Source organism: Stenotrophomonas sp. 1L-E-5-B-C3 (assembly GCF_057292075.1).
The window spans coordinates 55,049-79,004 of the sequence record NZ_JBXAWS010000002.1 but is presented as its reverse complement, the minus strand read 5'-3'; the positions used below and the strand labels follow the sequence as shown (position 1 = coordinate 79,004).

Annotated in this window: 22 protein-coding genes; 10 read left to right on the top strand and 12 right to left on the bottom strand. The window is 65.6% G+C overall.

Going from position 1 to position 23,956, the window contains the following annotated elements; translation table 11 throughout:
* Nucleotides 1-247 precede the first annotated feature (247 nt).
* Both AC0Z6F_RS03015 and AC0Z6F_RS03010 read left to right on the top strand, forming a co-directional pair.
* Nucleotides 248-1,753: a S8 family serine peptidase gene (locus tag AC0Z6F_RS03015; RefSeq protein WP_485616783.1), complete on the top strand. Its 1,506-nt coding sequence runs from the start codon at nt 248-250 to the stop codon at nt 1,751-1,753.
* Between the two features lie 150 nt (nt 1,754-1,903).
* Entirely contained in the window at nt 1,904-2,380 is a 477-nt protein-coding gene (locus AC0Z6F_RS03010; protein ID WP_485616784.1) for a hypothetical protein, read from the top strand.
* Between the two features lie 10 nt (nt 2,381-2,390).
* Here the strand turns inward: AC0Z6F_RS03010 and AC0Z6F_RS03005 are convergent, their stop codons facing one another.
* Nucleotides 2,391-2,852 (bottom strand): methyltransferase family protein, encoded by a 462-nt coding sequence (locus AC0Z6F_RS03005; RefSeq protein ID WP_485616785.1) that lies wholly within the window; start codon nt 2,850-2,852, stop codon nt 2,391-2,393.
* Between the two features lie 153 nt (nt 2,853-3,005).
* Here AC0Z6F_RS03005 and AC0Z6F_RS03000 point away from each other — a divergent pair, with 153 nt between their 5' ends.
* The 5 genes from AC0Z6F_RS03000 to AC0Z6F_RS02980 all read left to right on the top strand — a co-directional run bounded on the left by AC0Z6F_RS03000 (nt 3,006) and on the right by AC0Z6F_RS02980 (nt 8,082).
* A complete protein-coding gene (locus tag AC0Z6F_RS03000; protein ID WP_485616786.1) occupies nt 3,006-5,024 on the top strand; it encodes an esterase/lipase family protein in 2,019 nt (672 codons plus the stop codon).
* 62 nt (nt 5,025-5,086) lie between these two features.
* The gene (locus AC0Z6F_RS02995) at nt 5,087-6,070 is read left to right on the top strand and encodes a hypothetical protein (RefSeq protein WP_004153218.1); all 984 of its coding nucleotides are present in this window, start codon (nt 5,087-5,089) and stop codon (nt 6,068-6,070) included.
* Nucleotides 6,071-6,175: 105 nt separating this feature from the next.
* Complete coding sequence (gene hchA / locus AC0Z6F_RS02990) at nt 6,176-7,048, top strand: glyoxalase III HchA (RefSeq protein ID WP_485616788.1); 873 nt, start codon at nt 6,176-6,178, stop codon at nt 7,046-7,048.
* A 5-nt stretch (nt 7,049-7,053) separates the two neighbouring features.
* A complete protein-coding gene (locus tag AC0Z6F_RS02985; RefSeq protein ID WP_012510735.1) occupies nt 7,054-7,758 on the top strand; it encodes a PA1136 family autoinducer-binding transcriptional regulator in 705 nt (234 codons plus the stop codon).
* Nucleotides 7,759-7,845: 87 nt separating this feature from the next.
* The gene (locus AC0Z6F_RS02980) at nt 7,846-8,082 is read left to right on the top strand and encodes a hypothetical protein (protein ID WP_485616789.1); all 237 of its coding nucleotides are present in this window, start codon (nt 7,846-7,848) and stop codon (nt 8,080-8,082) included.
* 71 nt (nt 8,083-8,153) lie between these two features.
* Here AC0Z6F_RS02980 and AC0Z6F_RS02975 read toward each other — a convergent pair whose 3' ends face one another.
* Nucleotides 8,154-9,380: a cytochrome P450 gene (locus AC0Z6F_RS02975; RefSeq protein WP_485616790.1), complete on the bottom strand. Its 1,227-nt coding sequence runs from the start codon at nt 9,378-9,380 to the stop codon at nt 8,154-8,156.
* A 408-nt stretch (nt 9,381-9,788) separates the two neighbouring features.
* On the opposite strand from AC0Z6F_RS02975, the gene AC0Z6F_RS02970 reads away from it, so the two are divergent.
* Entirely contained in the window at nt 9,789-10,643 is an 855-nt protein-coding gene (locus tag AC0Z6F_RS02970) for an endonuclease/exonuclease/phosphatase family protein (protein WP_485616791.1), read from the top strand.
* A 19-nt stretch (nt 10,644-10,662) separates the two neighbouring features.
* Here the strand turns inward: AC0Z6F_RS02970 and AC0Z6F_RS02965 are convergent, their stop codons facing one another.
* From AC0Z6F_RS02965 to AC0Z6F_RS02935, 7 genes are all read right to left on the bottom strand, one after another.
* Nucleotides 10,663-10,926 carry a hypothetical protein gene (locus AC0Z6F_RS02965; protein WP_012510731.1) on the bottom strand — a complete coding sequence of 88 codons (264 nt, stop codon included), beginning with the start codon at nt 10,924-10,926 and terminating at the stop codon, nt 10,663-10,665.
* A gap of 165 nt (nt 10,927-11,091) precedes the next feature.
* Nucleotides 11,092-12,513, bottom strand: coding sequence for an efflux transporter outer membrane subunit (locus tag AC0Z6F_RS02960; protein ID WP_100468168.1), 1,422 nt, complete (start codon nt 12,511-12,513; stop codon nt 11,092-11,094).
* Nucleotides 12,507-13,244, bottom strand: a complete 738-nt coding sequence (locus AC0Z6F_RS02955; protein ID WP_012510730.1) for an SDR family oxidoreductase — start codon at nt 13,242-13,244, stop codon at nt 12,507-12,509. The genes AC0Z6F_RS02960 and AC0Z6F_RS02955 overlap by 7 nt, the downstream gene beginning before the upstream one ends.
* A gap of 65 nt (nt 13,245-13,309) precedes the next feature.
* A complete protein-coding gene (locus AC0Z6F_RS02950; RefSeq protein WP_485616793.1) occupies nt 13,310-16,480 on the bottom strand; it encodes an efflux RND transporter permease subunit in 3,171 nt (1,056 codons plus the stop codon).
* 112 nt (nt 16,481-16,592) lie between these two features.
* A complete protein-coding gene (locus AC0Z6F_RS02945) occupies nt 16,593-17,819 on the bottom strand; it encodes an efflux RND transporter periplasmic adaptor subunit (RefSeq protein WP_012510728.1) in 1,227 nt (408 codons plus the stop codon).
* A 91-nt stretch (nt 17,820-17,910) separates the two neighbouring features.
* Nucleotides 17,911-18,681, bottom strand: a complete 771-nt coding sequence (locus tag AC0Z6F_RS02940; RefSeq protein ID WP_012510727.1) for an SDR family NAD(P)-dependent oxidoreductase — start codon at nt 18,679-18,681, stop codon at nt 17,911-17,913.
* Complete coding sequence (locus AC0Z6F_RS02935) at nt 18,678-18,905, bottom strand: hypothetical protein (RefSeq protein ID WP_012510726.1); 228 nt, start codon at nt 18,903-18,905, stop codon at nt 18,678-18,680. The genes AC0Z6F_RS02940 and AC0Z6F_RS02935 overlap by 4 nt, the downstream gene beginning before the upstream one ends.
* Before the next feature lie 147 nt (nt 18,906-19,052).
* Here AC0Z6F_RS02935 and AC0Z6F_RS02930 point away from each other — a divergent pair, with 147 nt between their 5' ends.
* Nucleotides 19,053-20,084, top strand: a complete 1,032-nt coding sequence (locus AC0Z6F_RS02930; RefSeq protein ID WP_012510725.1) for a LysR family transcriptional regulator — start codon at nt 19,053-19,055, stop codon at nt 20,082-20,084.
* Nucleotides 20,085-20,376: 292 nt separating this feature from the next.
* On the opposite strand, the gene AC0Z6F_RS02925 is transcribed toward AC0Z6F_RS02930, so the two are convergent.
* Complete coding sequence (locus AC0Z6F_RS02925) at nt 20,377-21,072, bottom strand: YiaD family glycine zipper/OmpA-like lipoprotein (RefSeq protein WP_012510724.1); 696 nt, start codon at nt 21,070-21,072, stop codon at nt 20,377-20,379.
* A gap of 139 nt (nt 21,073-21,211) precedes the next feature.
* Nucleotides 21,212-22,627: a cryptochrome/photolyase family protein gene (locus AC0Z6F_RS02920; RefSeq protein WP_485616795.1), complete on the bottom strand. Its 1,416-nt coding sequence runs from the start codon at nt 22,625-22,627 to the stop codon at nt 21,212-21,214.
* Nucleotides 22,628-22,736: 109 nt separating this feature from the next.
* Between AC0Z6F_RS02920 and AC0Z6F_RS02915 the strand changes: the two genes are divergently transcribed.
* The gene (locus AC0Z6F_RS02915) at nt 22,737-23,321 is read left to right on the top strand and encodes a hypothetical protein (RefSeq protein WP_012510722.1); all 585 of its coding nucleotides are present in this window, start codon (nt 22,737-22,739) and stop codon (nt 23,319-23,321) included.
* Nucleotides 23,322-23,340: 19 nt separating this feature from the next.
* Here AC0Z6F_RS02915 and AC0Z6F_RS02910 read toward each other — a convergent pair whose 3' ends face one another.
* Entirely contained in the window at nt 23,341-23,952 is a 612-nt protein-coding gene (locus tag AC0Z6F_RS02910; RefSeq protein WP_485616796.1) for an inorganic diphosphatase, read from the bottom strand.
* Nucleotides 23,953-23,956 lie beyond the last annotated feature (4 nt).

Sequence of the window (23,956 nt, the reverse complement as noted above, 5' to 3'; positions counted from 1 at the left end):
ACCACCCAGGCGCAGTCGCGACCCGATGCCGACAAGCCATGTCGGCACCGCACATCTTCTCTCGCTTTCGACATCACTAAACCACTTCAGAAATTTCCCACCCTCTCCTTGGGGGGGATGTGTCCGCGAAGCCGTTCGTCCTAGGTCGCCATCAAGAGGAGACCACCGGATACCGCACCCTTCACATCCAAGCCGAGCCCGAGGGGCACGGCCTGTTCGACACATCTTCCACAAAGGAACTGTATCCATGCGTACGTCGCTTCGGGTTTCCCTTGCCAGTGCCATCACCCTGGTCCTGGCCAGCGCCCCCGCCTTCGCCCAACCCACCGAACGGGTATGGACGCGAGGCATGGCCAGCAACGAGCAGTACAGCAGTTTCATCGTCAAGTACCGGGACGGCAGCAGCAAGCGCGTCTCCGCCGACACCGCCCAGGACGCGCTGAAGAAGCGCCTCGGCGTCCAGCAGCGCAGCAAGCGTTCGATCGGCAGTGCGTCGCCAGCGGCCGCGTCCGTGACCCATCAACGCCGCATGGGCGGCGGCGCCGACGTGGTCACCACGGACAAGCCACTGGACCGTCCGGAGGCCGAGATCCTGATGCAGCGCATCGCCGACGATCCGGACGTCGAGTATGTGCAACCGAACTACATGATGAGTGCATTCGCCACGCCGAACGACCCGCGCTATGGCGAGCAGTGGCACTACAGCAACCCGACCAGTGGCGCTCGCCTGCCCGGCGCGTGGGATCGCTCCACCGGCCAGGGTGTGGTGGTTGCGGTGGTCGATTCGGGCTATCTCAACAACAACGACCTGCAGGCGAACCTGCTGCCGGGTTACGACATGATCTCGTCAACCCGTCCGTTCAGTGACTGGCAGTGCATCATCGGGGGCATGAATCCCGGCTGTGGTGGCTCCGACGATGGTGACGGACGCGACGCCGATGCATTCGATGCCTCGGGCATTGCACACGGCACCCACGTCGCCGGAACGGTCGCTGCGGTGACCAACAACCAGATCGGCGTGGCCGGCGTGGCCTACAACGCAAAAGTCGTACCGGTGCGCGTACTGGGAAACCAGGGCAATGGTGGCTCCGCCGATATCATCGACGGCATGCTCTGGAGTGCCGGTATCAACGTGCCCAACGTCCCGGCCAATGCCAACCCGGCCGAGGTCATCAATCTGAGCCTGGGTGGCCGCCGCGCCTGCTCGCCGGCCGAGCAGGATGCAATCGACGACATCACGGCCCAGGGCACGATCGTGGTGGTCGCCGCCGGCAACAGCAATCTTGATGTGTCCGAGTTCGCCCCGGCGAACTGCAAGGGCGTGATCGCGGTTGCTGCCAACGATCAGGGCGGTCGTCGCGCGTTCTACTCCAACTATGGTGCAGGCATCCACATCACCGCACCGGGTGGCGAGACCTGGTCGTGCCGTGCGTCGGTGGGTGAGTTCCTGCCGCTGGCCACGCCGCCGAGCCAGGCCAACTGCGCACCCACCCGCCAGCATCCGGCGCAGGGCATCCTGTCCACCGTGGGTAACAACGCCTTCGACTTCATGTCCGGCACCTCGATGGCGGCGCCTCACGTCGCTGGCATCGTCGCGCTGATGCAGGCGGTGGCGCCGGTGCCCAAGACCACCGACCAGGTCAAGGACATTCTGCGTCGAACCGCGCACCCGATCGCGGCGGCGAACTGCCCCGGCGGTTGCGGACCGGGCATTGTCGACGCCGCAGAAGCGGTGAAGGCCGCCAGCAACTGATGGCATGGCGCAGCGGCCTTCCGAGGCCGCTGCGCTGCTTGCCGGTGATCCGATCCGGTACGTTCGTCACGTCGGAATGGCGGCGCATGATCGAGACTCTGTGACCCTATCGGAGCCTACCCTGCTCCGAGACGAACAGAAGGATCTGCAATGAAAACCGCACCCACCGTATTCGCCCTTGCCCTGGCTGCCCTTGTCGCAGGTCCGGCAGCCCATGCGGCCATCGCGCCGCCAGGCACCGCCACGCTGGAAGCGCTGCTGGCCTGCAAGGCTGGCTCGAACTTCAGTGCGGCCGACGCCATCGATGCGCTGCAGGCGGCCGGCCTGGCCAAGAAACCGGGCGGTACCTTCGAGCCGGAGGACAAGCCGGTCGCGCTGTTTGGCGGCACGGTAACCAGTGCCGATGTAAACGTGGCCGAGGGCGAGAAGAGCATCTTCGTGTACTTGAACGGTGTCGACTCGCAGCGCCTGGCCAAGTCCTGGTCGGTAACCACGGTCAACGAGCACGCCAACACCGAAGCCCCCTCCTACGTGAAAGCCATCGACAAGCGCCACACCCTGCACGTGATCGCCGGCGACGACTACGAAGGTTATTCGGCGGCGGTGAAGTGCCAGATCACTCCGTAACGGCGCAGGTCTACAGCCAGCGCCGCACGCGTTGGCGGAAGCCTGCATAGGCCTCGGGAAAGCGGGCCGACAGTGCCCGCTCTTCCGGCACGATCTGCAAGCGGGTGATGTAGATCACGAACAGCGGCACGGCCAGCAGCGCGGTCAGGTTCTGCAGGTACAGCATCGCACCGGCCAGGACGGTCGCCTGGCCCAGATACATCGGATTGCGCGTGTAGCGATACACCCCGTGCGTGACCAGCGCACTCGACGCCGAGGGGCGCAGCGGGTTCACCGTGGTACGCGCACGCTGGAAGGCCAGCTTCGGCAGCAGGTTCAGCGCCAGGCCGACGGCCATCACCCCGCCCGCCAGCAGCGCCGGCATCGGCAATGGCAACACCGTGCCCGGCCACAGGCGGCTGGCCAGGTAACCGGCAGCGGCACACAGCAGCATCACCAGCGGTGGTGGAATACGGGTCTCAAACCACCGCATCGCAGTCCCTGCATCACCCCATTCACCCCAGTGTCACACGGAAATGCCTGAATCGCCCAGGTGGCGGAGCTTGGGCCAGACAAACCGACCGCCCGGTATCTTCCGCTTTGACAGGCCTGTCGTTAGAGTGTCGCCACCGCGCAGGAGGATCGTATGGCAACCACGGGCTTGGGCTTCATCGGCCGCACGACCCTCATCATCACCGTGCTGCTCACCCTCGGTGGCTGCGCGACGCTGCGCCAGTTCGGACCGTCGGTGCAGGTGGCCTCGGTCACGCCCGGCCAGTACATCGCGCTCAAGCGCGGTGACATCCTCACCACCGGCAAGCTCAGCTCGGCAACTACGGAAACCCTGCGCGTGGCCGGCCTCGACGAAGGCGTCTGCGCCAAGCCTGGCCTACCCTGCATCGAAGCGATGGAAGCCACCATCCTGGTGCGCGAGGAGGACAAGCGCTCGAGCCTGGCCGAGTTGTGGCTGCAGTACGCCATGACCCTGCCCGCACCGAAACGCGAGTACTCCGCCTCGGGCCGGGCCAAGACCACCATCACCGAACTGGACGCCGACTTCCAGCCGCGCCTGGATGCCTGGATGCAGGTCGCGCGGCAGGCTTACGGGTATCTGTTCTTCACCGAGCGCACCGCCAACCAGCGTGGCTTCGAAGATCGCCAGACCCAGGTGCGTGACTATTACAACCTGGCCGTGCAGGAAGCCTCGGTGCAGCTGTACAACGCCTATGCCACCGGCCGCGTGCACAGCCAAGCCAGCCATTTCCAGCTCGGCCGCTGGACCTTTGTGCTGGCTCCATCGGGCGAAGCTTCACCACTGGACACGCGTACCCCCACCGAGCTGGTGCCCGCCGCGTCACTGTCGTTCACCGGCACGCTGCGCAGCGTGCACCGCCGCGATGGCTTCGGCGCGGAGCTGGTGGCGGTGATGGATGATCCAGCCAATGCCAGCGCGACGCCAACTACGACCTCTACTTCTACCGTGGCGACGGCAGCGACGCCACGCAGTTGGAGCGAGATGCCCTCGCCGTCGATGACAGTGCTGCTGCGCTTCTCCGGAAAGAACCTGTGGGAAGTGCTGCACGACGACGAGCCGGAACTGGAGATCCACGATCCCTACCAGGTCACCGAAGTCACCCTGCACGGACAGGAAGTGCCGCTGGCGGCGAACTTCACCGCTGGCTACGCACTGTGGCTGGCGCGCTCCAACTTCAGCCACCAGTCGCTGCGCTCGCTGTTCGGTGGCAAGGGCGGTATCGATACGCCGCACCTGTACATGATGCAGCCGTACGATCCGAACCGTCGCGTGCTACTGATGATCCACGGTTTGGCCAGCAGCCCGGAAGCCTGGGTCAACGTCGCCAACGAGCTGATGCGCGACGAGGAGATCCGCCAGGATTTCCAGATCTGGCAGTTCTACTACCCGACCAACATGCCGATCGCGATGAGCCACGATGCGATGCGTCATACGCTGGCCGAGGTCTTCCAGCACTTCGACCCCAGCGGCAAGGCGCAGGCCTCGCATGACATGGTGCTGGTCGGGCACAGCATGGGCGGCGTGATTGCGCGACTGATGATCTCCTCTTCAGGCGACCACCTGGTCGATACCCTGCTGGCCACCGCACAGATGACGCCGGCACAGCAGGAACTGCTGCGCACCAAGGGCGCGCCGGTGCTGACCTTCCTGCCGGAACCGGAAGTATCGCGCGTGGTGTTCATCGCCACGCCGCACCGCGGCACCGATGTGGCGAGCACCCGCCTGGGCCGCTGGATCGGCCGCCTGGTGCGCTTGCCGCTGACCGTACTGGAAGACGTGGCCACCATCGCCAACGACGGCAAGATCGATCGCAACGACGGCAAGCACGGCTACCAGATGAACAGCATCCAGAATCTGGACAAGGACGATCCCTTCGTACGCGCCGTGGCCGACCTGCCAATGGCGCCGAAGGTGCACTACCACTCGATCATCGCCCGCGCCAAGGCCGACGGCCCGCTGGAGAAGACTGACGATGGGCTGGTGCCGTACTGGAGCTCGCACCTGCCACATGCGGTTTCGGAAAAGGTGATCGTGTCCGGGCACAGCGTGCAGGAGGCAACCCCGGCAATCGTCGAATTGCGGCGGATCCTGCACGAGGACATGCAGGAGCACGGTGCCGCGGCGAACTAGCGCTACCGGGACGCCACCACGGCGTGTGGGCCGCCCTCATTTCAACAGGACAAGGCAACGGAATGCATATCAAGGACATCATCGGCCTGATCGGCCTGCGCGGTTCCGATCCGGCGCTGGCCGCCTGGTTCGCGCAGCACGGACTGGCATCTCCACCTGCCACGATCACCGCCAACCAGGGCCAGAAGTCGGCCAGGGACAAGGCACATGGCATGGAGTACCACTTTGCCTTCGACATCATCCATGATCGCTTCTACCCACCGCGGGAGGCCAAGCGCGGGAGCTGGGCGAGCCATCTGAAGTCGGTCACCCTGTATTCCCATCGGCCGCGGAACGCTCCTGCCGTGCCCGCAGGATTCTGGAGTGGATACGTCGGACCGGAGGCATCGCTTCAGGATTGCCTGGACGGGTTCGACGGCCAGATGCAGGACTTCGGTGACACGGCCTACTTTGAGAAAGTGCTCGCTGACGATGTGCAGATGAAGCTCTGGTTCGATCAGCGCCGCCAGCACGTGCAGGAGCTGCAGATCAATCTGGTCGAGGACCGCCAGTTCATCGGCCATCACGATTTCGACCCGGACAACGAACACAACACGTTCAAGCAGGCCTCGACCCTGCTGGTGCGCTGGCTGTTCGAACGCGGGCATCTGAAGCTCACCGATGCCCTCCGGGCCGCGGGACCGGGTGAGGACCATGAAGCCATCCTCCATTTCACCAAGCAGCGCCTCCACAATCACATCTGGAAGAGCCAGGTGCAGGATGACCCTTCCCTGCATGCTGTGCTGGCACATTCGCAGACCACGCGCCCGCTGATCCTCAAGGACGGTACCCGGTTGCCGCTGTATGCGCCGTGGATGCTGCTGAAGGCCGCTGATTGCTGGGACGCTCACCAGGCGCTGTACAGCGACGACGCCCTGCCGGACTGGAGCGAACGCCTGACGGCCTTCGAACGCTCGGTGACGTTGGATGCGGCGCAGCAGCAGGCGTTCCTGTCCGCGCTGGATGATGCCTACCGCTGCGTGAAGTCGGCGCAGGGGGCCGCCTGAGGCCTGCGCGCCGCCACGGGAGCCCGCGGCGCTTGAGGGAATTCCCTCATCGCGCGTGCGCAGCGGCCCTTCTATGCTGGCCACACATTCCCGCAGGAGGTCCGCATGAACACGCAAGAGCCCAGCCGCCAGCCCAGCCCTGATCCGGCCGAGCGCGACGCCTTCTTCCCTTCCCCGTACTCGCTGTCGCAGTTCACTTCGGCGAAGAGTGACCTGTCCGGCGCCGACTACCCGGATGCGCGCCGCGATGGCCGCTGGAAGGTGCTGATGATCACCGCCGACGAGCGCTATCTGCCGACCGCCAACGGCCATCTTTTCTCCACCGGCAACCACCCGGTGGAAACCCTGCTGCCGATGTACCACCTCGACAAAGCCGGCTTCGACATCGATGTAGCCACGCTTTCGGGCAACGCCGCCAAGTTCGAGTGGTGGGCATTCCCGCGCGAGGACAAGGAGATCGGCGGACTGTATGAGCGCTATGAAGAACGCTTCCGCCAGCCGCTGCAGCTGGACGACGTGGTGGCCGGCCTCGGTCCCGATTCGGACTACGCAGCGGTATTCATCCCCGGTGGCCATGGCGCGTTGATCGGCCTGCCGGAAAGCCGCGCGGTGAAGGCCACCCTGCAGTGGGCGATGGCCCAGCAACGCCACATCATCACCCTCTGCCACGGACCTGCTGCGTTGCTGGCCGCGGGCGTCGACGAAGCCGATGGCGGCTCGCTGTTCCGTGGCTATCGTATCTGTGCCTTCCCCGATGCAATGGACCGGCAGACACCCGACATCGGCTACATGCCGGGGCAGCTGCAGTGGTTCTTCGGTGAACGGCTGGCGCAGCAGGGCGTGCAGATCGTCAACGAGGGTATCGATGGCAGCGTCCTGCAGGACCGCCTGCTACTGACCGGCGACAGCCCGCTGGCCGGCAACGCGCTGGGCAAGCTGGCTGCACGCACCCTGCTCGACACTCTGGCCGGGCGCTGATCCCGATGGCCGAGCTGGTGCAGGCGCTGCTGGGGCTTGAACGCGCCGACTCGTTGACCGAGGTAGGCGCAATACTGCGCAGTGTCGCCGCACCGCTTGGCTACGACCGTGTGCTGGTGTTCGCCACCGGCACCGGGCTGGAGCGCGACGCGCAGCGCGTGTACTGGATAGAGGGCGACTGGCTCGGCGATGGCAGCGATACCGACCTCGCCCGCTACCTGCATGCCTGCCCGGTCAACCGCCACGTGCTGGACAGTGATGCGCCGTTCTTCTGGAGCAAGCGCCAGGGTGCGCGCGGCGAGCGCTACCAGGTGGTGAAGCAGCCACGTGGCGATGGCCTGCACGGTCTGCAGGTGCCGGTGTTCGGCACCACGGGTCTGGAGGGGGCGATCAGCTTCGCCGGGGCCGCGGTCGATGCATCCGCACGCGCGCGCCTGCTGCTGGAGGCTGTTGCGACCGCAGCATTCCGCACGGCGCGACGATTGGCCGAAGCCCCCGCCGAACTGCCAGTCGGCGCACTGAGCGCGCGCGAACGCGAAGTGCTGCGTTGGGTTGCCGCGGGCCGGCGCCAAGCAGAGATCGCCGCCACGCTGGGGTTGTCTGCACGCACCGTGGAAAACCACCTGCGGCGCGCGCGCCAGCGCCTGGGCGTGGCGACCACCGCGCAGGCGGTACGCGCTGCCAGCCGTCGCGGCGAGATCGAGGACTGATCCTGGCAAGGCACTTCCTGCGGTGGGGTTCACGTGTTACACACGCCATGCGCATGTGCGCGATTGCAGAAAGCAAGGATGATGCTTATGAAACTGCAACTGGCCGCGATGGCCGCTCTGGTAGTGGCAACTGCGACCCTGGCCCCGGTGGCGGACGCCCGTCCCGGTGGAGGCGGCCCAGAGAACGCGAACTGCGTTCCAGTGAAGATGGGGCCCTACTACCATCAGCGCTGTGAAGTAACGTACTTCGACGAGAACGGCGAACCTTACGTCCGCGTGTACTGGATTGACCAGAATGGCCAGTGGTACCTCCCGGCCGACTGAGCGACTGTATGTCCAATTCACCGGGTGGGCGTCCATCGCCCGCCCGGTCTGCACGGCTGCAGCTGCGGGCTTCAAGCGCTACGCGGCGTCAGCGTGCCGATGAAATCGACGGGAATCGCGAACCCTTCCAGCTGCATCCACGGGGCCGGCTGATCCTGTACCTGCAGCTCGAAATCACGCGTCACCAGCGCACAGAACAACAGCAGCTGTGCATGGCCGACCGCGCTGCCGATGCACGCACGCGAAGAAAAACCGAACGGGACGTAGGCCCCCTTGTTCGGCTGCCGGCGCTCGGGCAACCAGCGGTCCGGATCGAAGCTGTCAGGCGACTGCCAGTAGTCCGGCGAATGGTGCTGGAAGTACGACGACAACTCATAGGCACCTCCCTTGCGGATGCAGACCCCGTCAATATCGATGTCATGCGACGCCGGGCGATGCAGGGCGAACAGCCCAGGCCACAGTCGCAACGTTTCCTTCACGAATCGCGATGTGCACGGCAGCGACTTGATCGGCAGCGCATACAGTTCGTCCAGGCTGAGCGCCGAGGTTTCCTCGCGGATCCGTGCATGCCACTGCGGGAAGCGATGCATGGCATACAGCAGGCTGGCGGCGGTGATGCCCGGCAACCCCGACATGCCAGCCAGTACCATGGACACCAGGTAAGCCACGCGATCCACACCCACCCGCTGTACCAACGGCAGCAGGGATTGCAGGAAATCCTCGCGCGGCTGCGTCTCGCGTGACCGGCGGCGGATATGGCGTGACACCGTGCGAGCCGCGCGGCGGGAAAGGTGGAAATCAATGACGCGCCGCCAGAACGAGAAGTTCTGCAGCACGATCGCGTTGTAGCGGGTCTTCTGCTCGCCGATGAGCGCATCGACATCGGATCGGCTGAGGCCGTCGATCAGCAATGGCAGCAACGACTGCGAGATCGTCCACCAGCTCAGCGCGCTCAGGTCGTGCGGGCGGCCTGCGCGCTCGGTGAGGAAACCCTGCATTCGTGCATACAGTGAACGCATGTGCGCAGGACTGGCCAGGCGCCCGGCCTGTTCGCTCAACAACGCACGCACCTCGCGCCATGCAACCGGATCCTTTGTACCGCGCAGGCCAAGAAAATCGATCAACGAATCCGGCACGGTATGCTGGTCGGTATTGGCCTTGTCGATCTTTACCGCCAATGCCGGGTCGAAGATGCCAACCACATCATTCTGGAACCGCAGTACCGGTCCTTCGCGCCGCACCCGCTCAAGCAGGTCGTCGATGGACACGACTTCCGCATCCGCTGCACGCTCATCCATGCCCCGCTCCTGAGGCCAGGGATGGCCACCGGCCATCCCTGGCGATGTGTCATCGAATACGCGGAGTCCTTCCGCTCAGAAGATGTTCCAGTAGCGGTACTTGGAACGGATGCACTGCGTGGAATTGTCCGAACGCAAGTTCAGCGATACCTGAAGAGCGCGAATCAATCGTGTCATGGCACAGCTCCTTGTCGATCCATTGTGGGTTGCTGTTGCGGGTGCCGGAATCAACGGCCCGGCAGCGCCGTTCTAGCACGCGAACCCGCGCAGGCAGGTCAATACGCCGTCAACGTTGACCTGAATACGCTGGGGACAGCCAGCGGATACCGCCAGTGCGGGCACAACCGGGAACCGGCAATCCATGCGATGCTCTGTGAAACCGTTTTCATGGAATGGAGGGATTCCACGATGCTGTCGCGTTTCCATCGCCCTGCGCTGTGTGCGCTGCTGGCGCTAGCTCTGCCTGCCGTCGCCTGGGCTGCCACACCTGCGCCACTGAAAGTGATGTCGTTCAATGTCCGCACCCCGGCCGATACCGAGCCCGGCAAACGCTGGCCCGACCGCCGTGATGCGATGGTCAAGGTCATCCTCGATGCACACCCGGCGGTGATCGGCACCCAGGAGCTGGTGAAGGAACAGGCCGACTACCTGTCCGAGCACCTGCCCGGCTACCGCTGGTTCGGCGAAGGCCGCCGTGGTGGCAGCGGCGACGAGCACATGGGCGTGTTCTACGACAGCAAGGTGCTGGCCATCGAGGAGTCAGGCAACTTCTGGCTGTCCGATACGCCCGACGTGCCCGGCAGCATCAGCTGGGGCAACCTGTATCCGCGCATGGTCACCTGGGCCGTATTCCGGCGCCTTGATGATGACCGTCGTTTCTACTTCATGAACACCCACCTGCCCTACCGCGACGAAGATGAGCCGCGCCGGGTCAAGGGTGCCGAACTGATCGGCAAACGCCTGGCATCGCTGCCGGCCGACCTGCCGGTGGTGCTGACCGGAGACTTCAACAGCGAGCCCGGCGGGGATACCTACAAAGCGTTCTCCCGCGTGCTGCAGGACACCCGTCCCCAGGTGAAGGCGCCGCGGGGCCCACGCCTGACCTTCCATGACTTCACCGGCAAGGCCACCTCACAGCTGGATTGGGTGCTGGTGCGTGGTTTCCATGCGCGCAGCTTCCTCACCGATGACCGGCGCATCGACGGCGTACTGCCATCCGATCATTTCCCGCTGGTGGTCGAGCTGGACTGGCCAGCGCGCTGAACCCGCGCGGCAGCCGCAGCTACGGTGGCGGCTGCCGCGACAACAACCGATACAACGCCTGATGCTGGTTGCGTGCCTGGCAGATGCGCGCGCCGATCGCCAGGAACACGGCAACTCCGATCAGGCCAAGGCCCAGCATCTGATCGGGCAAGCGCAGGAACCCGATCGCAGCGGCCGTCGTCGCCAGTACCAGCAACACCACGACCGCTACCGACAGCCCGGCGCCAGGCGGCCCCGGATCGCCGAACAACATCCGCCGGGTATCCCGTTTACCGTCGACCATCACCTGTCCTCCCAAGAGCCTGCCCCACTAGTTACACGGCGGACACGGCTTTCGGCAGAGTCAGAAACGTCACGACTGTGACCAGGTGCACGGCTGCACCGTGCCAGCCCATCGCCGGCCCTGAAGAAGAAAGGGACGGAAGCCTTCGCGTCCGTCCCCTCCCCTTTACTGCACCTGCGCCACACTCGGCTGTTGAGGTGATTGGCCCCAACCGCCCAGCGCCTTGTACACACCCACTACGCTGACATTGACCTCGGCTTCGGCCGCGGCCAACGCATCATCAGCGGACAGCTGGGTGCGCTGTGCATCCAGCAGGGTCAGGAAGTCCTCCGAACCCTCGCGGTAGCGGATCTGCGCCAGCGACTCGGCACGCCGTGCCGCCTGCGCCTGCTCGACCACGATGGCCAGGCGCGCCTGCTGCTTGGAGTAGCGGGTCAGCGCGTTCTCGGTGTCTTCCAGTGCCAGCAGCACGGCCTGTTCGTATTGCGCGGCGACACCTTCAGCCTCGGCCTTGCTTGCACGCAGGCGTGCACGCACGGTGCCGAAGTCGAACGCCGCCCAGCTCAACGACGGGGTCAGCGACCAGGCTTTGTTGTTGCCGTTGACCAGCCCGCTGGCGTCACCGCCGAGGAAGCCGACGAAACCGGACAGCGACAGCCGCGGGAACAGATCGGCAGTGGCCACGCCCACACGTGCGGTCGCCGCCGCCAGGCGACGCTCGGCCACGCGCACGTCGGCACGCTGGCGCAGCAGCTCGCGGGTATCACCCAGCGGCAACGCCTTGGCGAATGCCGGCACTTCGTGCGGCGCAAGCATGGCGGTCAGCGTTTCCGGACGCTGGCCCAGCAGAACCGCCAGGCGGTTGCGCGACTGCGTTTCGGCCACTTCCAGCAGCGGAATGTCGGCCTCGATGGCCTTCAGCCGGGCACGACTGCTCTGCACGTCCAGTTCGCTGCCGGCGCCCAGTTCCCAGCGCGCCTCGGTCAGCTTCTGCGTTTCGCGCAGATTGACGAGAGTGTGCTGGGCCACGGCGATGCGCTTCTGCGTGCCGCGCAGTTCGAAGTAGTTGCGAGCCACTTCGGCGGCGACCAGCACCTGTGCGTCGGCCAGGTTGGCCTGCTCGGCATCGAGGTCGGCACGCGCGGCTTCTGCAGCACGGCGCTTGCGGCCGAACAGATCCAGCTCCCAGCCCGCATCGAAGCCGAGCTGGTAGCTTTCACTGAACACCCGCTGCCCACCCAGCTGCGGATCGGGTTGCTTGCGGCGATCGTAGCTGCCGCCTGCGGTGACATGCGGCGCCTGGTCGAAGCGGCTCTCGACGAACACCGCACGGGCCTGGCTGACGCGGGCCACGGCCACACGCAGGTCCAGGTTGTCCGACAGTGCGCCATGCACCAGCTCTTCCAGCACCGGATCATCGAACTGCGCCCACCAGCTGGCGACCGGCGAAGTGGTGCTGAATACCGGCTGCTGCGCACCCTGCAGCACCACCGGTTCCTGCACCGGCGCCTTGTAGTTCGGTCCGACGCTGACACAGCCTGCCAGCACCAGGCTGGAGACGGCCATCGCCAACGTGCGGATCACCATGGCAGCACCTCACCCAGGTAGGTGAAGCTGCCGTTCGGACCTTCATGGCCGATCAGTGCCATCTGCACGCTGGAGCGCGCGCCTTCGCTGATCTCGATCTCGCCGTGGCCGCCGTTCATATCGGTTTTCACGTAACCCGGATGCACGGTATTGACCTTGATCTGGGTGCTGCGCAGTTCATGGGCCAGCGCCAGCGTCCAGCTGTTTACCGCTGCCTTGGAGGCGTTGTACGCGGGGATCTTGAAATCGTAGATGCCCGAGGTCGGATCAGCGTGCAGGGTCTGCGAGCCGAGCATGCTCGATACGTTGACGATGCGCCCGGACTTGGCCTGCCTGACCAGCGGCAGGAAGGCCTGGGTCACCGCGACCAGTGCGTACACGTTGGTGTCGAAGGTGCGCTTCCAGGTATCCAGCGACTGTTCGGACGGCGCCTGTGCCGGGTTCTCGATCATGATGCCGGCGTTGTTGACCAGGATATCCAGGCGCCCGTGGCGCTGGCGTACCTGCTCGACCGCTTCGGCGATGCTGGCCGCGTCGGTCACGTCCAGCTGGATGGCTTCCACCGGCAGGCCCTCGGCCTGCAGCTTCAGTGCCTGCTCGACGGCGGTCTCGCGCTTGCGGCCGGCCAGCAGCGTGTGCACACCGGCCTGGGCCAGCTGGCGCACGGTCTCGGCGCCGATGCCGCGGGTAGCGCCGGTAACCAGCGCGATCTTGTTCTGATGGGAGTTCATGGATTCATGCCTTGTGAGGGGGGAAGCCGCCGCCGGCCAGTGACCGGCGGCGACGGGGTTCCATGTCAGTGATGAATGGTCGGCTCGCCGTGCTGCACCAGCTTGCCACCGCCATTGCGGGTGACGAACTTGCGCAGGGCCACGTAGAAGACCGGCGTCAGGAACAGGCCGAACAGGGTCACGCCCAGCATGCCGGCGAACACGGTGATACCGGTCACCGAGCGCACTTCAGCGCCCGCACCATGCGACAGCACCAGCGGCACCGTGCCGGCGATGAACGCGATGGAGGTCATCACGATCGGGCGCAGACGCAGGCGGCAGGCTTCCAGTGCCGATTCAACGATGCCCTTGCCGCCCATCTCCAGCTCTCTGGCGAATTCGACGATCAGGATCGCGTTCTTGCACGCCAGGCCCATCAACACCACCAGGCCGACCTGCACGAACACGTTGTTGTCACCGCCGGTCAGCCACACGCCGAACAGCGCGGACAACAGGGTCATCGGCACGATCAGGATCACCGCCAGCGGCAGCGACCAGCTCTCGTACAGCGCGGCCAGCACCAGGAAGGCCAGCATGATCGCCACCGGGAACACGATGAAGGCCGCCTTGCCCTGGGTCGCCTGCTGGTAGCTCAGGTCGGTCCATTCGGTGGTCATGCCTACCGGCAGCACCTTGCCGGCGATCTCGGTCAGCTTGTTCATCGCCTCGGCCGAAGACAGCAGGCGCGGGTCGGCTTCACCGGCCAGGTCCGCCGCCGGGTAGCCGTTGAAGCGCAGCACCGGGTCCGGGCCGAAGGTCTGCTTGATGGTGACCATCGAACCGATCGGCACCATCTCGCCACGGTCGTTGCGGGTACGCAGCTTGCCGATGTCCTCGACGCTCTCGCGGAACGGGCCGTCGGCCTGGGCGATCACCTGCCAGGTACGACCGAACTGGTTGAAGTCGTTGACGTAGGCCGAACCGAGATAGGTCTGCAGCGTGTCGAACAGCTCGGTGAGCTGCACGCCCTGCGCCTTGGCCTTGACGCGGTCCACTTCAGCATCCAGCTGCGGCACGTTGGCCTGGTAACTGCTGATCGGGAAGGCCATGCCCGGGGTCTGCGCGACGGTACCCTGCATCGCCTGCACGGCGTTCTGCAGCGCGCCGTAACCCAGGTTGCCACGGTCCTCGATGAACATCTGGTAGCCGTTGCCGTTGCCCAGGCCGAGGATCGGCGGCGGCATCATCGCGAACGCGAAGCCCTCCTGCAGGCCGGCGATCTTCTGGTTGATCTCGGCATTGATCTGCGCGGCGGTACGGCCATGACGCTCGGCGAACGGCTTGAGCGGAATGAATGCCACACCGGTATTCGGGGTATTGGTGAACTGCAGCGCGTTCAGGCCCGGGAACGAAATGGTGTGGGCCACGCCATCGGTTTCCTGGGCGATCTTGGCAACCTTGCGCAGCATTTCATCGGTACGCGCGATCGACGAACCTTCCGGCAGCTTCACGCCCGCGATCAGGTACAGCTTGTCCTGGGTCGGGATGAAGCCCGGCGGCACCAGCTTGAAGATCACGCCGGTGCCGACCAGCAGGATCGCGTAGACCACGAACACCGCACCGCGACGGCCGAGGATCTTCGACACGCCACGCTCGTACTTCTCCGAGCTGGACTTGAAGAAGCGGTTGAACGGACGGAACACCCAGCCGAACAGGCGGTCGATGATCCGGGTCGGAGCGTCCTTGGCCGCGTCATGCGGCTTCAACAGGCGCGCGGCCAGGGCCGGCGACAGGGTCAGCGAATTGATCGCCGAGATCACCGTGGAAATGGCGATGGTGACCGCGAACTGCTTGTAGAACTGGCCGGTGACACCGGACAGGAACGCCATCGGCACTAACACGGCACACAGCACCAGCGCGATCGCCACGATCGGGCCGGACACCTCACGCATGGCCTGGTGTGCCGCCGCAGTGGGCGACAGGCCTTCCTCGATGTTGCGCTCGACGTTCTCCACCACCACGATCGCGTCGTCGACCACGATGCCGATCGCCAGCACCAGGCCGAACAGGCTCAGCGTATTGATCGAGAAGCCCAGCAGGTACAGCGCGGCGAAGGTACCCACCACCGACACCGGCACCGCAATCAACGGGATGATCGAAGCACGCCAGGTCTGCAGGAACAGGATCACCACCAGCACCACCAGGGCGATGGCTTCCAGCAGCGTGGAGACCACGGCCTTGATCGAGTCGCGCACGAAGATGGTGGTGTCATACACCGCTTCGTACTTCACGTCGGCCGGCATGGTCTTCTGCATCTCGTCCATCGTCGAGATGACCTGGTCACGGATCTCCAGTGCATTGGCACCCGGCGACTGGAAGATACCGATACCCACCGCGTTCTTGCCGTCCAGCTGCGAGCGCAGGGTGTAGTCACCGGCGCCCAGTTCCAGGCGGGCCACGTCGGCCAGGCGCACGATCTCGCCATCCACACCGCTCTTGAGCACGATGTCGCCGAATTCCTTCTCGGACTTGAGGCGGCCCTGGGCATTGATCAGGGTCAGGAACTGGCTGTTCGGCAGCGGTTCGGCGCCCAGCTGGCCGGCCGAGACCTGCACGTTCTGCTCGCGCATGGCGCGCACCACGTCACTGGCGGTCAGGCCGCGCGATGCGACCTTGTCCGGGTCCAGCCAGGCACGCATGGCGTAGTCGCCACCACCGAAGATCTGCGCATCACCCACGCCCGGAATACGCGCCAGCGCATCCTTGACGTGCAGGCGGGCGTAGTTGCGCAGGTACAGGGTGTCGTACTTGCCTTGCGGCGAGGTCAGGTGCACCACCATCAGGAAGGTCGGCGACTGCTTCTGCGTGGTCACGCCCTGCCGGCGCACGTCCTCGGGCAGGCGCGCCTGCGCCTGCGCCACGCGGTTCTGCACCTTCACCGCCGCCGCGTCCGGGTCGGTGCCCGGGCGGAAGGTGACGGTCATCTGCAGCACGCCGTCGGAACCGGCAACCGACTTCAGGTACATCATGCCTTCGACGCCGTTGATTGCTTCTTCAAGCGGCGTGGCGACGGTCTCGGCAATGACCTTGGGGTTGGCGCCCGGATACACCGTGCGCACCACCACCGACGGCGGCACCACTTCCGGGTACTCGCTGATCGGCAGGATCGGAATCGTGATCAGGCCTGCGGCGAAGATCACGATCGACAGCACCGCCGCGAAGATCGGCCTGTCGATGAAGAAACGGGAAAAGTCCATGGAGGAATTCCTGGGAAAGGCGTTCGGCGGGCAACAGCCTCCCCGCCCCTCGCCGAGATGACGAAGGCAGGGGAGGCTGCCGCTGGCGCCGGCAGCTAAGCGGGGACGCGGATCAGTGGTTCAGTGCAGCGGTGGCATCGCGACCCGGGGCCGGCGGCGCAGCCTGCGGCTGCATCGCCACGGCCTTGGCCTGCACCGGCATGCCCGGCATGAAGACCTTCTGCACGCCGTCGATGATCACCTTGTCGCCGGCCGCCAGGCCGTGTTCGACGATGCGCAGGCCGTCGGCGGTGCGACCGAGCTGGATGTCACGGCGCTGGGCCTTGCCATCCTTGTCGACCACGTACACGTACTTGCGGTCCTGGTCGGTCAGCACCGCCTTGTCGTCGATCAGCAGGGCCTGGAACTGGCCGCTGCCGAGCAGTTGCACACGGGCGAACAGGCCCGGGGTGAACTGGCGGTCGGCATTGTCCAGCAGTGCACGGACGCGGATGGTGCCGGTGCTGCGGGCCACCTGGTTGTCGAGGAAGTCGACCTTGCCCGAATGTGGGTAGCCCTCTTCACCGGACAAGCCGACCTTCACCGGCAGATCGCTGTCACGCTCGCTCGGGCGTTCGCCCTTGCGTGCCATCTGTGCGTAGCGCAGGAAGGTGCTTTCGTCGGCATCGAAGTAGACGAACACGGTATCCAGCGACACCAGCGTGGTCAGCACGCTGGCGCTGTCGCCGGCGGTGACCAGGTTGCCGGCGGTAACCATCGCGCGGCCGGCACGGCCGTCGATCGGGGCCCGCACCTTGGTGAACTCCAGGTTGAGGCGAGCGGCATCCAGCGCCGCCTGCGCCGCCTGCACGGCCGCACCGGACTGGTCGGCCGCAGCGCGACGCTGCTCGGCCGTCTCGGTGGAAATGGCCTGCTGCTCGGACAGCCGCTTGGCACGCTCGGACTCGCTGCGGGCCAGGGTGGCCTGGGTGCGAGCGCGGGCCAGTTCGGCAGCAGCGCGGTCGTACTCGGCCTGGTAGCTGCGCGCGTCGATGGTGAAGAGCACTTCGCCCTTCTTCACTTCCTGGCCTTCGACGTAGTTGACCTTGTCGATGTAGCCGGACACGCGCGGGCGAAGTTCAACGCTCTGCACCGCCTCGACGCGGCCGCTGAACTCGTCCCACTGGCTGACCTGCTTGACCAGGACCGGCGCGGCACTGACCTGCGGCGGCGGCGGTGCGCCCGCTTCTTCGGCGTGGCCGCCGCTGCAGGCCGCAAGCACGGCTGCGGCGAGGATCGACACGCCGACCATCGCGATGCGATGGCCGAAACGATGTGGGGTGGTATTGGGGGAAGTCATGGCATGCATCCGTACGGAGGGGTGGTACAGCTAGATGAGAACGTGTTGCAAAAACGGGCGGCGTATCCTGCGACCTCAACCAAGGTCGAGGTCAAGCAACGCCTGCGGTATCGCGCCACAAAGGTGGAATTTCCAGGTGCAGCAGGCCACGCGGCAGTTCGGCATCACTGCTGTCACAACGGACGACGGCGCGGTTGTCGCGGCATCCATCCAGCAGCGAGACCACGCGACGGCCGACCAGCAGCGAGCTCGGCCACTCGATGCAGGCATTGGCCGCGTTGGCCGGGGTACACACCGGGCTGCAGACTTCCAGCATCTGCGCGCGCACGCCGATCGCCTGCGCTTCCTGGTGCACCACCTGCGCGTACATGCGCATCGCGGCAGCCGTGATCGAGCTTTCGCCGTAACCGGCCCATGGCTTCACGGCGGCCGGGCTGCCGATCATCACGTAGCGACGTGCGTGCACGTTCTCCTGCAGCAACGGCAGCAGGTGGCGCACCGCGTGCACGTGCGGCATCAGGTCAGCCTGCAGCGCGCCGAGCAGTTCATTGCCATTGCGATCGACCACGCGGCCACGCCGGTAAGGACCGCCCATGGCCGCGATCACGGCAGCCAGCGGGCGCGGGCGCTGCGCGACGCGCTCAGCCAGCGCGCGCGCCGAACCATCGTCGCTGAGCGAGCCGAGCAGCGTTTCCAGGCCTGGCTCATCGGCGAACTGCTCATGCAGCGCCGCCAGTCGGCCCGGATCGCGGCCAACCACCAGCACCGGGCTACCGGCTTCCAACAGTGCGCCAACCACGCCCTGACCCACGGCACCGGTGCCGCCGAGAACCAGAACTTCTGGCGTCAGCATCCCATTCACGGGACATTTCCTCCCAAATCCGGGATAGTCCCAATTCGGCGCAGTCGGTCGCCCTTGTGTGGGACCAGGCGGATGGCACCGCCACGCTGCTGACGCATGGGCGCGGTAAACTCACGGAAGTCCTTGTGTACCAAGGAACTCGGGCGGACTTCAACGGTCATTGCCAGGTCCAGGGTGCTCTGGCCGGCGTTCCGGAGACGGGCAAGAATGTTGCGCAGGCTCATGGCGGACGGGCTCCAAATAACGAATGGCGCCACGATAGACCTCAAACCTTTACTTGATTAGTCCTGATTAAGGGGAATAATCATCCCGCTCCCGGTCCAATCGTTCTGTCACGATTGTCCCATCCCCGACGTCCAGGATCCCCGACCATGTCCCACGATCTCAACGAGACGCTGATCTTCGTCAAAGTGGTCGAGCAAGGCAGTTTCATTGCCGCTGCCAAATCGCTCGGCCTGCCCAAGACCACGGTCAGCCGCAAGGTGCAGGAACTGGAGACGCGCCTGGGTGCGCGCCTGCTGCACCGGACCACGCGCCGCCTTGGCCTGACCGAAGCCGGCTCGATCTACCACGAACACTGCCAGCGCATCGCGCGCGAACTGGAAGAAGCCGAGAGCGCGGTCAGCCAGCTGCAGTCCGGCCCACGCGGCTGGCTGCGCTTCACCGTGCCCTACTCGATCGGCATCACCTGGATCGCACCACTACTGGGCCAGTTCCATGCGCAGTACCCGGAGATCCGCCTCGACATGCATATGGGCAACGAGAAGCTGGACCTGATTGCCGGCGAAGCCGATCTGGCTTTGCGCGTGGGTGCCCTGCCCGATTCCAACCTGGTGGCACGCAAGCTCGGCAGCCTGCGCACGCAGGTGTTCGCCAGCCCGGCCTACATCGAACGCTATGGTGAGCCGCTGCATCCGGAAGAGCTGCAGTTCCATCGCATCCTGGCGATGCGCAAGCCGTACCACACCGGCAACTCGCCGCGCTTCACCTGGCAGCTGGGCGAGAACGGTGGCGAGCTGCGTGACTTCCCGGTCACGCCGCTGATGACCGCCAACGACATGTCCGCGCTCAATGGTGCGCTGGTGTGTGGCGAAGGCCTGCTGCTGACCGGCGACGTGATGGCCAAGCCGTTCGTCGAATCAGGCATGGTGCGCCGCGTTCTGGCTGGCTGGACCGGGCCGGAGGTGGACTTCAATGCCGTGTTCGCCGGCGGCCGCCTGGTCTCGCCGAAGGTGCGTGCATTCGTCGACTTCCTGGTCGAGAAGCTCAACTTCGACGCGAACTACATGCTGGCCCAGTGCCCGGGCGCGAAACTGGCGCAGCAGCAGCGGGAAAAGGAAGACGCCGCGCTGGAAAGCAGCGGCAAGCGGATTCTGGAGAAGGTGGCCGCTTCGGCGGCATGACCGGACGCGTCCACGCACGGCATGGATCTATCCGGCGCGCGGTGCAGCTCCATGTAGAGTCGAGCCATGCTCGACTTTGCTTCTGGAACCGCGCCGACCAAGGTCGGCACGGGTTCGCATCTGTAGAGCCGGGCCATGCTCGGCTGATATGCAAAGCAGTCGAGCATGGCTCGACTCTACATGTGCTATCGGCGTGCCGAGCAACGCTCGGCACCCACAAAAATGCCGCCTGCAAGGGCGGCATTTTCGTTCCGGCCGATGGCCGGACCGGCTCAAGCAATAACGCGTAGCGTTATTGCTTGAGCGGAATCACACGAATCTCGACGCGGCGGTTCTTGGCGCGGCCGGCATCGGTGCTGTTGTCGGCAATCGGGTAGGACTTGCCTGCGCCCAGGGTTTCGATGCGCACGCTCTGCACACCTTGGCCGACCAGGTACTGCGCGACCGAGTCGGCGCGTTCCTTGGACAGGCGGTTGTTCACTGCGTCACTGCCGATGCTGTCGGTGTGGCCGACCACTTCGATCATGGTCTGGTTGTAGTCACGCAGGGTACCTGCAACACCGTTGAGCGAGCCGTAGAACTGCGGCTTCAGGGTCGCCTTGCCGAAGTCGAAGGTGATGCCGTCCGGCAGGTTCAGCATGATGTTGTCGCCCTGGCGCTGCACATCGATGCCGGTGTTGGCGGTGCGCTCGCGCAGTGCACGTTCCTGGCGGTCCTGGTACTGGCCAACGGCCGCGCCGCTGAGCGCGCCGATACCGGCGCCGATCAGCGCGTGCTGACGACGCTCCGTGGCGCTGTCACCGGTCAACAGGCCGGCGGCCACGCCGATGGCGGTACCGATCAGCGCGTTGCGGCCGGTGCGGTTCTGCTGCTCGGTCGGGTTGCCGTACTGGTCACTCTGTACGTAGGAGCCGCCGGTGGCGCAGGCCGACAGGACGGCCGCACTCATCAGGGCCAGTGCGACGTTGCGGGTGGTGTTGCGGATCATGAGGTTCTCCTTGGTTTCCGGTCGGCCGGCGGCCTGCGGGCGCAAAGAGAATAAACAGCCCGGTGCGATGCCGGAATGATGATCGGGCGCGCCGACAGGGCCGCGTTCAGCTAACTGACCGGATCGGCCAGCCCGCACTTTACCCCGCTCCCGACTGCCGGTAAGCAGCCAGCGCGGCATCGCGGCCAACCGCCAGATCCACCAGCGGCGTACGCGGATAGCCCGGGGCATGTGCGGCCAGCAGCAACGGATGCTGCCAGGGCGCGAAGCGCGCTTTCACCGGCAATGCTGCCAGCTCGGGTACCCAGCGGCTGATATAGCGGGCCTGCGGGTCGAACTTCTCAGCCTGGGTGACCGGGTTGAACACGCGGAAGTACGGCGCGGCATCGGCGCCGGTCCCGGCCACCCACTGCCACCCCATCGTGTTGTTGGCCAGGTCGGCATCGACCAGGGTGTCCCAGAACCAGCGCGCACCGTGCAGCCAGTGCGCACGCAGGTGCTTGCACAGGTAGCTGGCCACGATCATGCGCACCCGGTTATGCATGTAGCCGGTATGCCACAGCTCACGCAGGCCAGCATCGACGATCGGCACGCCGGTGTTGCCGCGCTGCCAGTCGTGCAGTTGCGCGGCACTCGGTGTTGCCCACGGGAAACGGTCAAAGCGTGGGTTGAGGTTCTCGGTGGGCGTCTTCGGGAAGTGGTGCAGCAGGTGGTAGGCGAAATCGCGCCAGCCCAGCTGGCGCAGGTAACCATCGATATCGGCATCGGTGCCCGCACTGCGCAGGCCTTCCAACGCATGGGCGATGCGCCACGGGGCGATCTCGCCGAAATGCAGGTGCGGCGACATTCGAGAGGTGCCTACGCGATCCGGCAGGTCGCGCTGCTCGCGGTAACCGCGCAACGCGCCGTCCTCGAACACGGACAGTGCCTCCAGTGCTCCGGCTTCGCCCGGCTGCCAGTGCTCCCAGAAGCCGGTGTCCCAGTCCAGCGTGGGCGCGAGCCGCAACTCCTCCAGCCCGAGGCTGTCGACCGAATGCGCCGTCAGCGCCTTCGGTGCGGCCTGCAGCGCGGGCAGGCGCCAGTGGCTGAGCACGTTGCGCCAGTACGGCGTGAATACTTTGTACGGCTGGCCCTGCTGGGTGGCGATGTCCCACGGCTCGAACAGCAGGCTGCCATTGCAGCTCTGTGCGTCGATGCCCTGCTCGCGCAGCGTGCGCTTGATGGTGGCGTCGCGCGGCTGGGTGGCCGGTTCGTACTTGCGGTTCCAGAACACCGCCTCGGCGCCGGTCTGTTTGATCAGTGCCTGCAGCGTGGCTAGGCTGTCGCCGCTGCGCAGTACCAGCGAAGAACCGCGCGAACGCAGGTCGGCATCCAGTGCCGCCAGCGAATGGTGGCGCCACGCATCCGAGGCCGCACCGGGTACCCACTCGCCTTCCTCGTGCGGCGCGTGGATGTAGACCGGTACCACATCGTGACCGGCATCCAGCGCGGCCTGCAGGGCAGGATTGTCCTGCAGCCGCAGATCACGGCGGAACCATAGCAACGCTACCGACACATGCACCGCCTTCGTTGTGGAAGGCGCACATGATAGCCAGCGGCGGTGAAGGCGTTGCACGCAGACCCCGTCTGCTAGTCTGCTGGGCCGCTCCTCTTTGGACCCCGCCATGGATGATCTGCACGCCTCATTTGCCCGCTTCGGGCTGCTGCGGGCCCAGCACGAAGGTGACTGGCAGGGACCGCTCCCGTTACCACCGGTGCTGGCGCGCTTCTACGCGCAGGTGGGACCGCTGGGTCATGAGATCAATTCGAAGGTGGGCAACTCCGGCATCACCATTCCGGGCCTCGATGTCTGGATACCCCCGCTGCAGCGTCTGTGGCGCCACCAAGCCGGTTACCGCTGGAACGGCGTCAGCGGCGAGCCCATCGACAGCTGGCCCTCCAACTGGCTGGTGATTGCCGATCGCGGCGCTGACCCGTTCATCCTCGACCTGGACGACGGCCGCGTGCTGTTCAGTCACCACGGTGCCGGTCTGCTGGATGCCGGCGAGATTGTTGCCGATGTACCCACCCTGATGGCGGTTCTGGCCGCGGCCGGCACCGTGTATCTGGAGGCCGGCGACGACCTCTACGACGATGATGACGATGGGGGCATCCGTGCCGTGCACGAGGAAGCCGCGGTGCAGGCCGTTGCGCAGGTGCTTGGCAACCGCCTGGATGCCGAGTGCCTGCTGGAGACACTGCGAGGCTGAATCCATGCATGGCATGGATCTACTTCTCGAAACGCTGCATCGCCTCGCTGATCAGCACACGCGCTTCGGCGGCATCGCCCCAGCCGTTGAGCTGCACCGGATTGCGCCCCGCCGGCAGGTCCTTGTAGACCCGGAAGAAGGCCTCGATGCGCTGGCGCTCGACCTCCGGCAGATCCTTCAGGTCACGGATGTTGGCGTAGGTCGGGTCGACCTTGTCGGTGGGAACACCGATGATCTTCTCGTCATGCTCGCCGCCGTCGATCATCTTCAGGTAGCCGATCGGCCGGAAGCGCACGATCACGCCCGGATGCAGTGGCTCGCGGGTCAACACCAGCGCATCCAGCGGATCGTTGTCGCCGGCCAAGGTGCGCGGCATCGAACCGTAGTTGGCCGGATAGGCCACCGGCATCGACTGGAAGCGGTCTACGTGTACCAAACCGTCTTCCTTGATTTCGTACTTGGTGAAGCTGCCAGCGGGGATCTCCACCGCCAGGTTCACCTCCTGCGGGGCCTGCTTCGGCTGCGCGACCAGGAACGGATGCAGCACCGCGTCGGCGGCGGCAACCGCACCGGCCAGAAGCAGCAGTGCACCGCCGATGGCGGCCATCGGGACGATACGGCGTGTCGTCATGGCG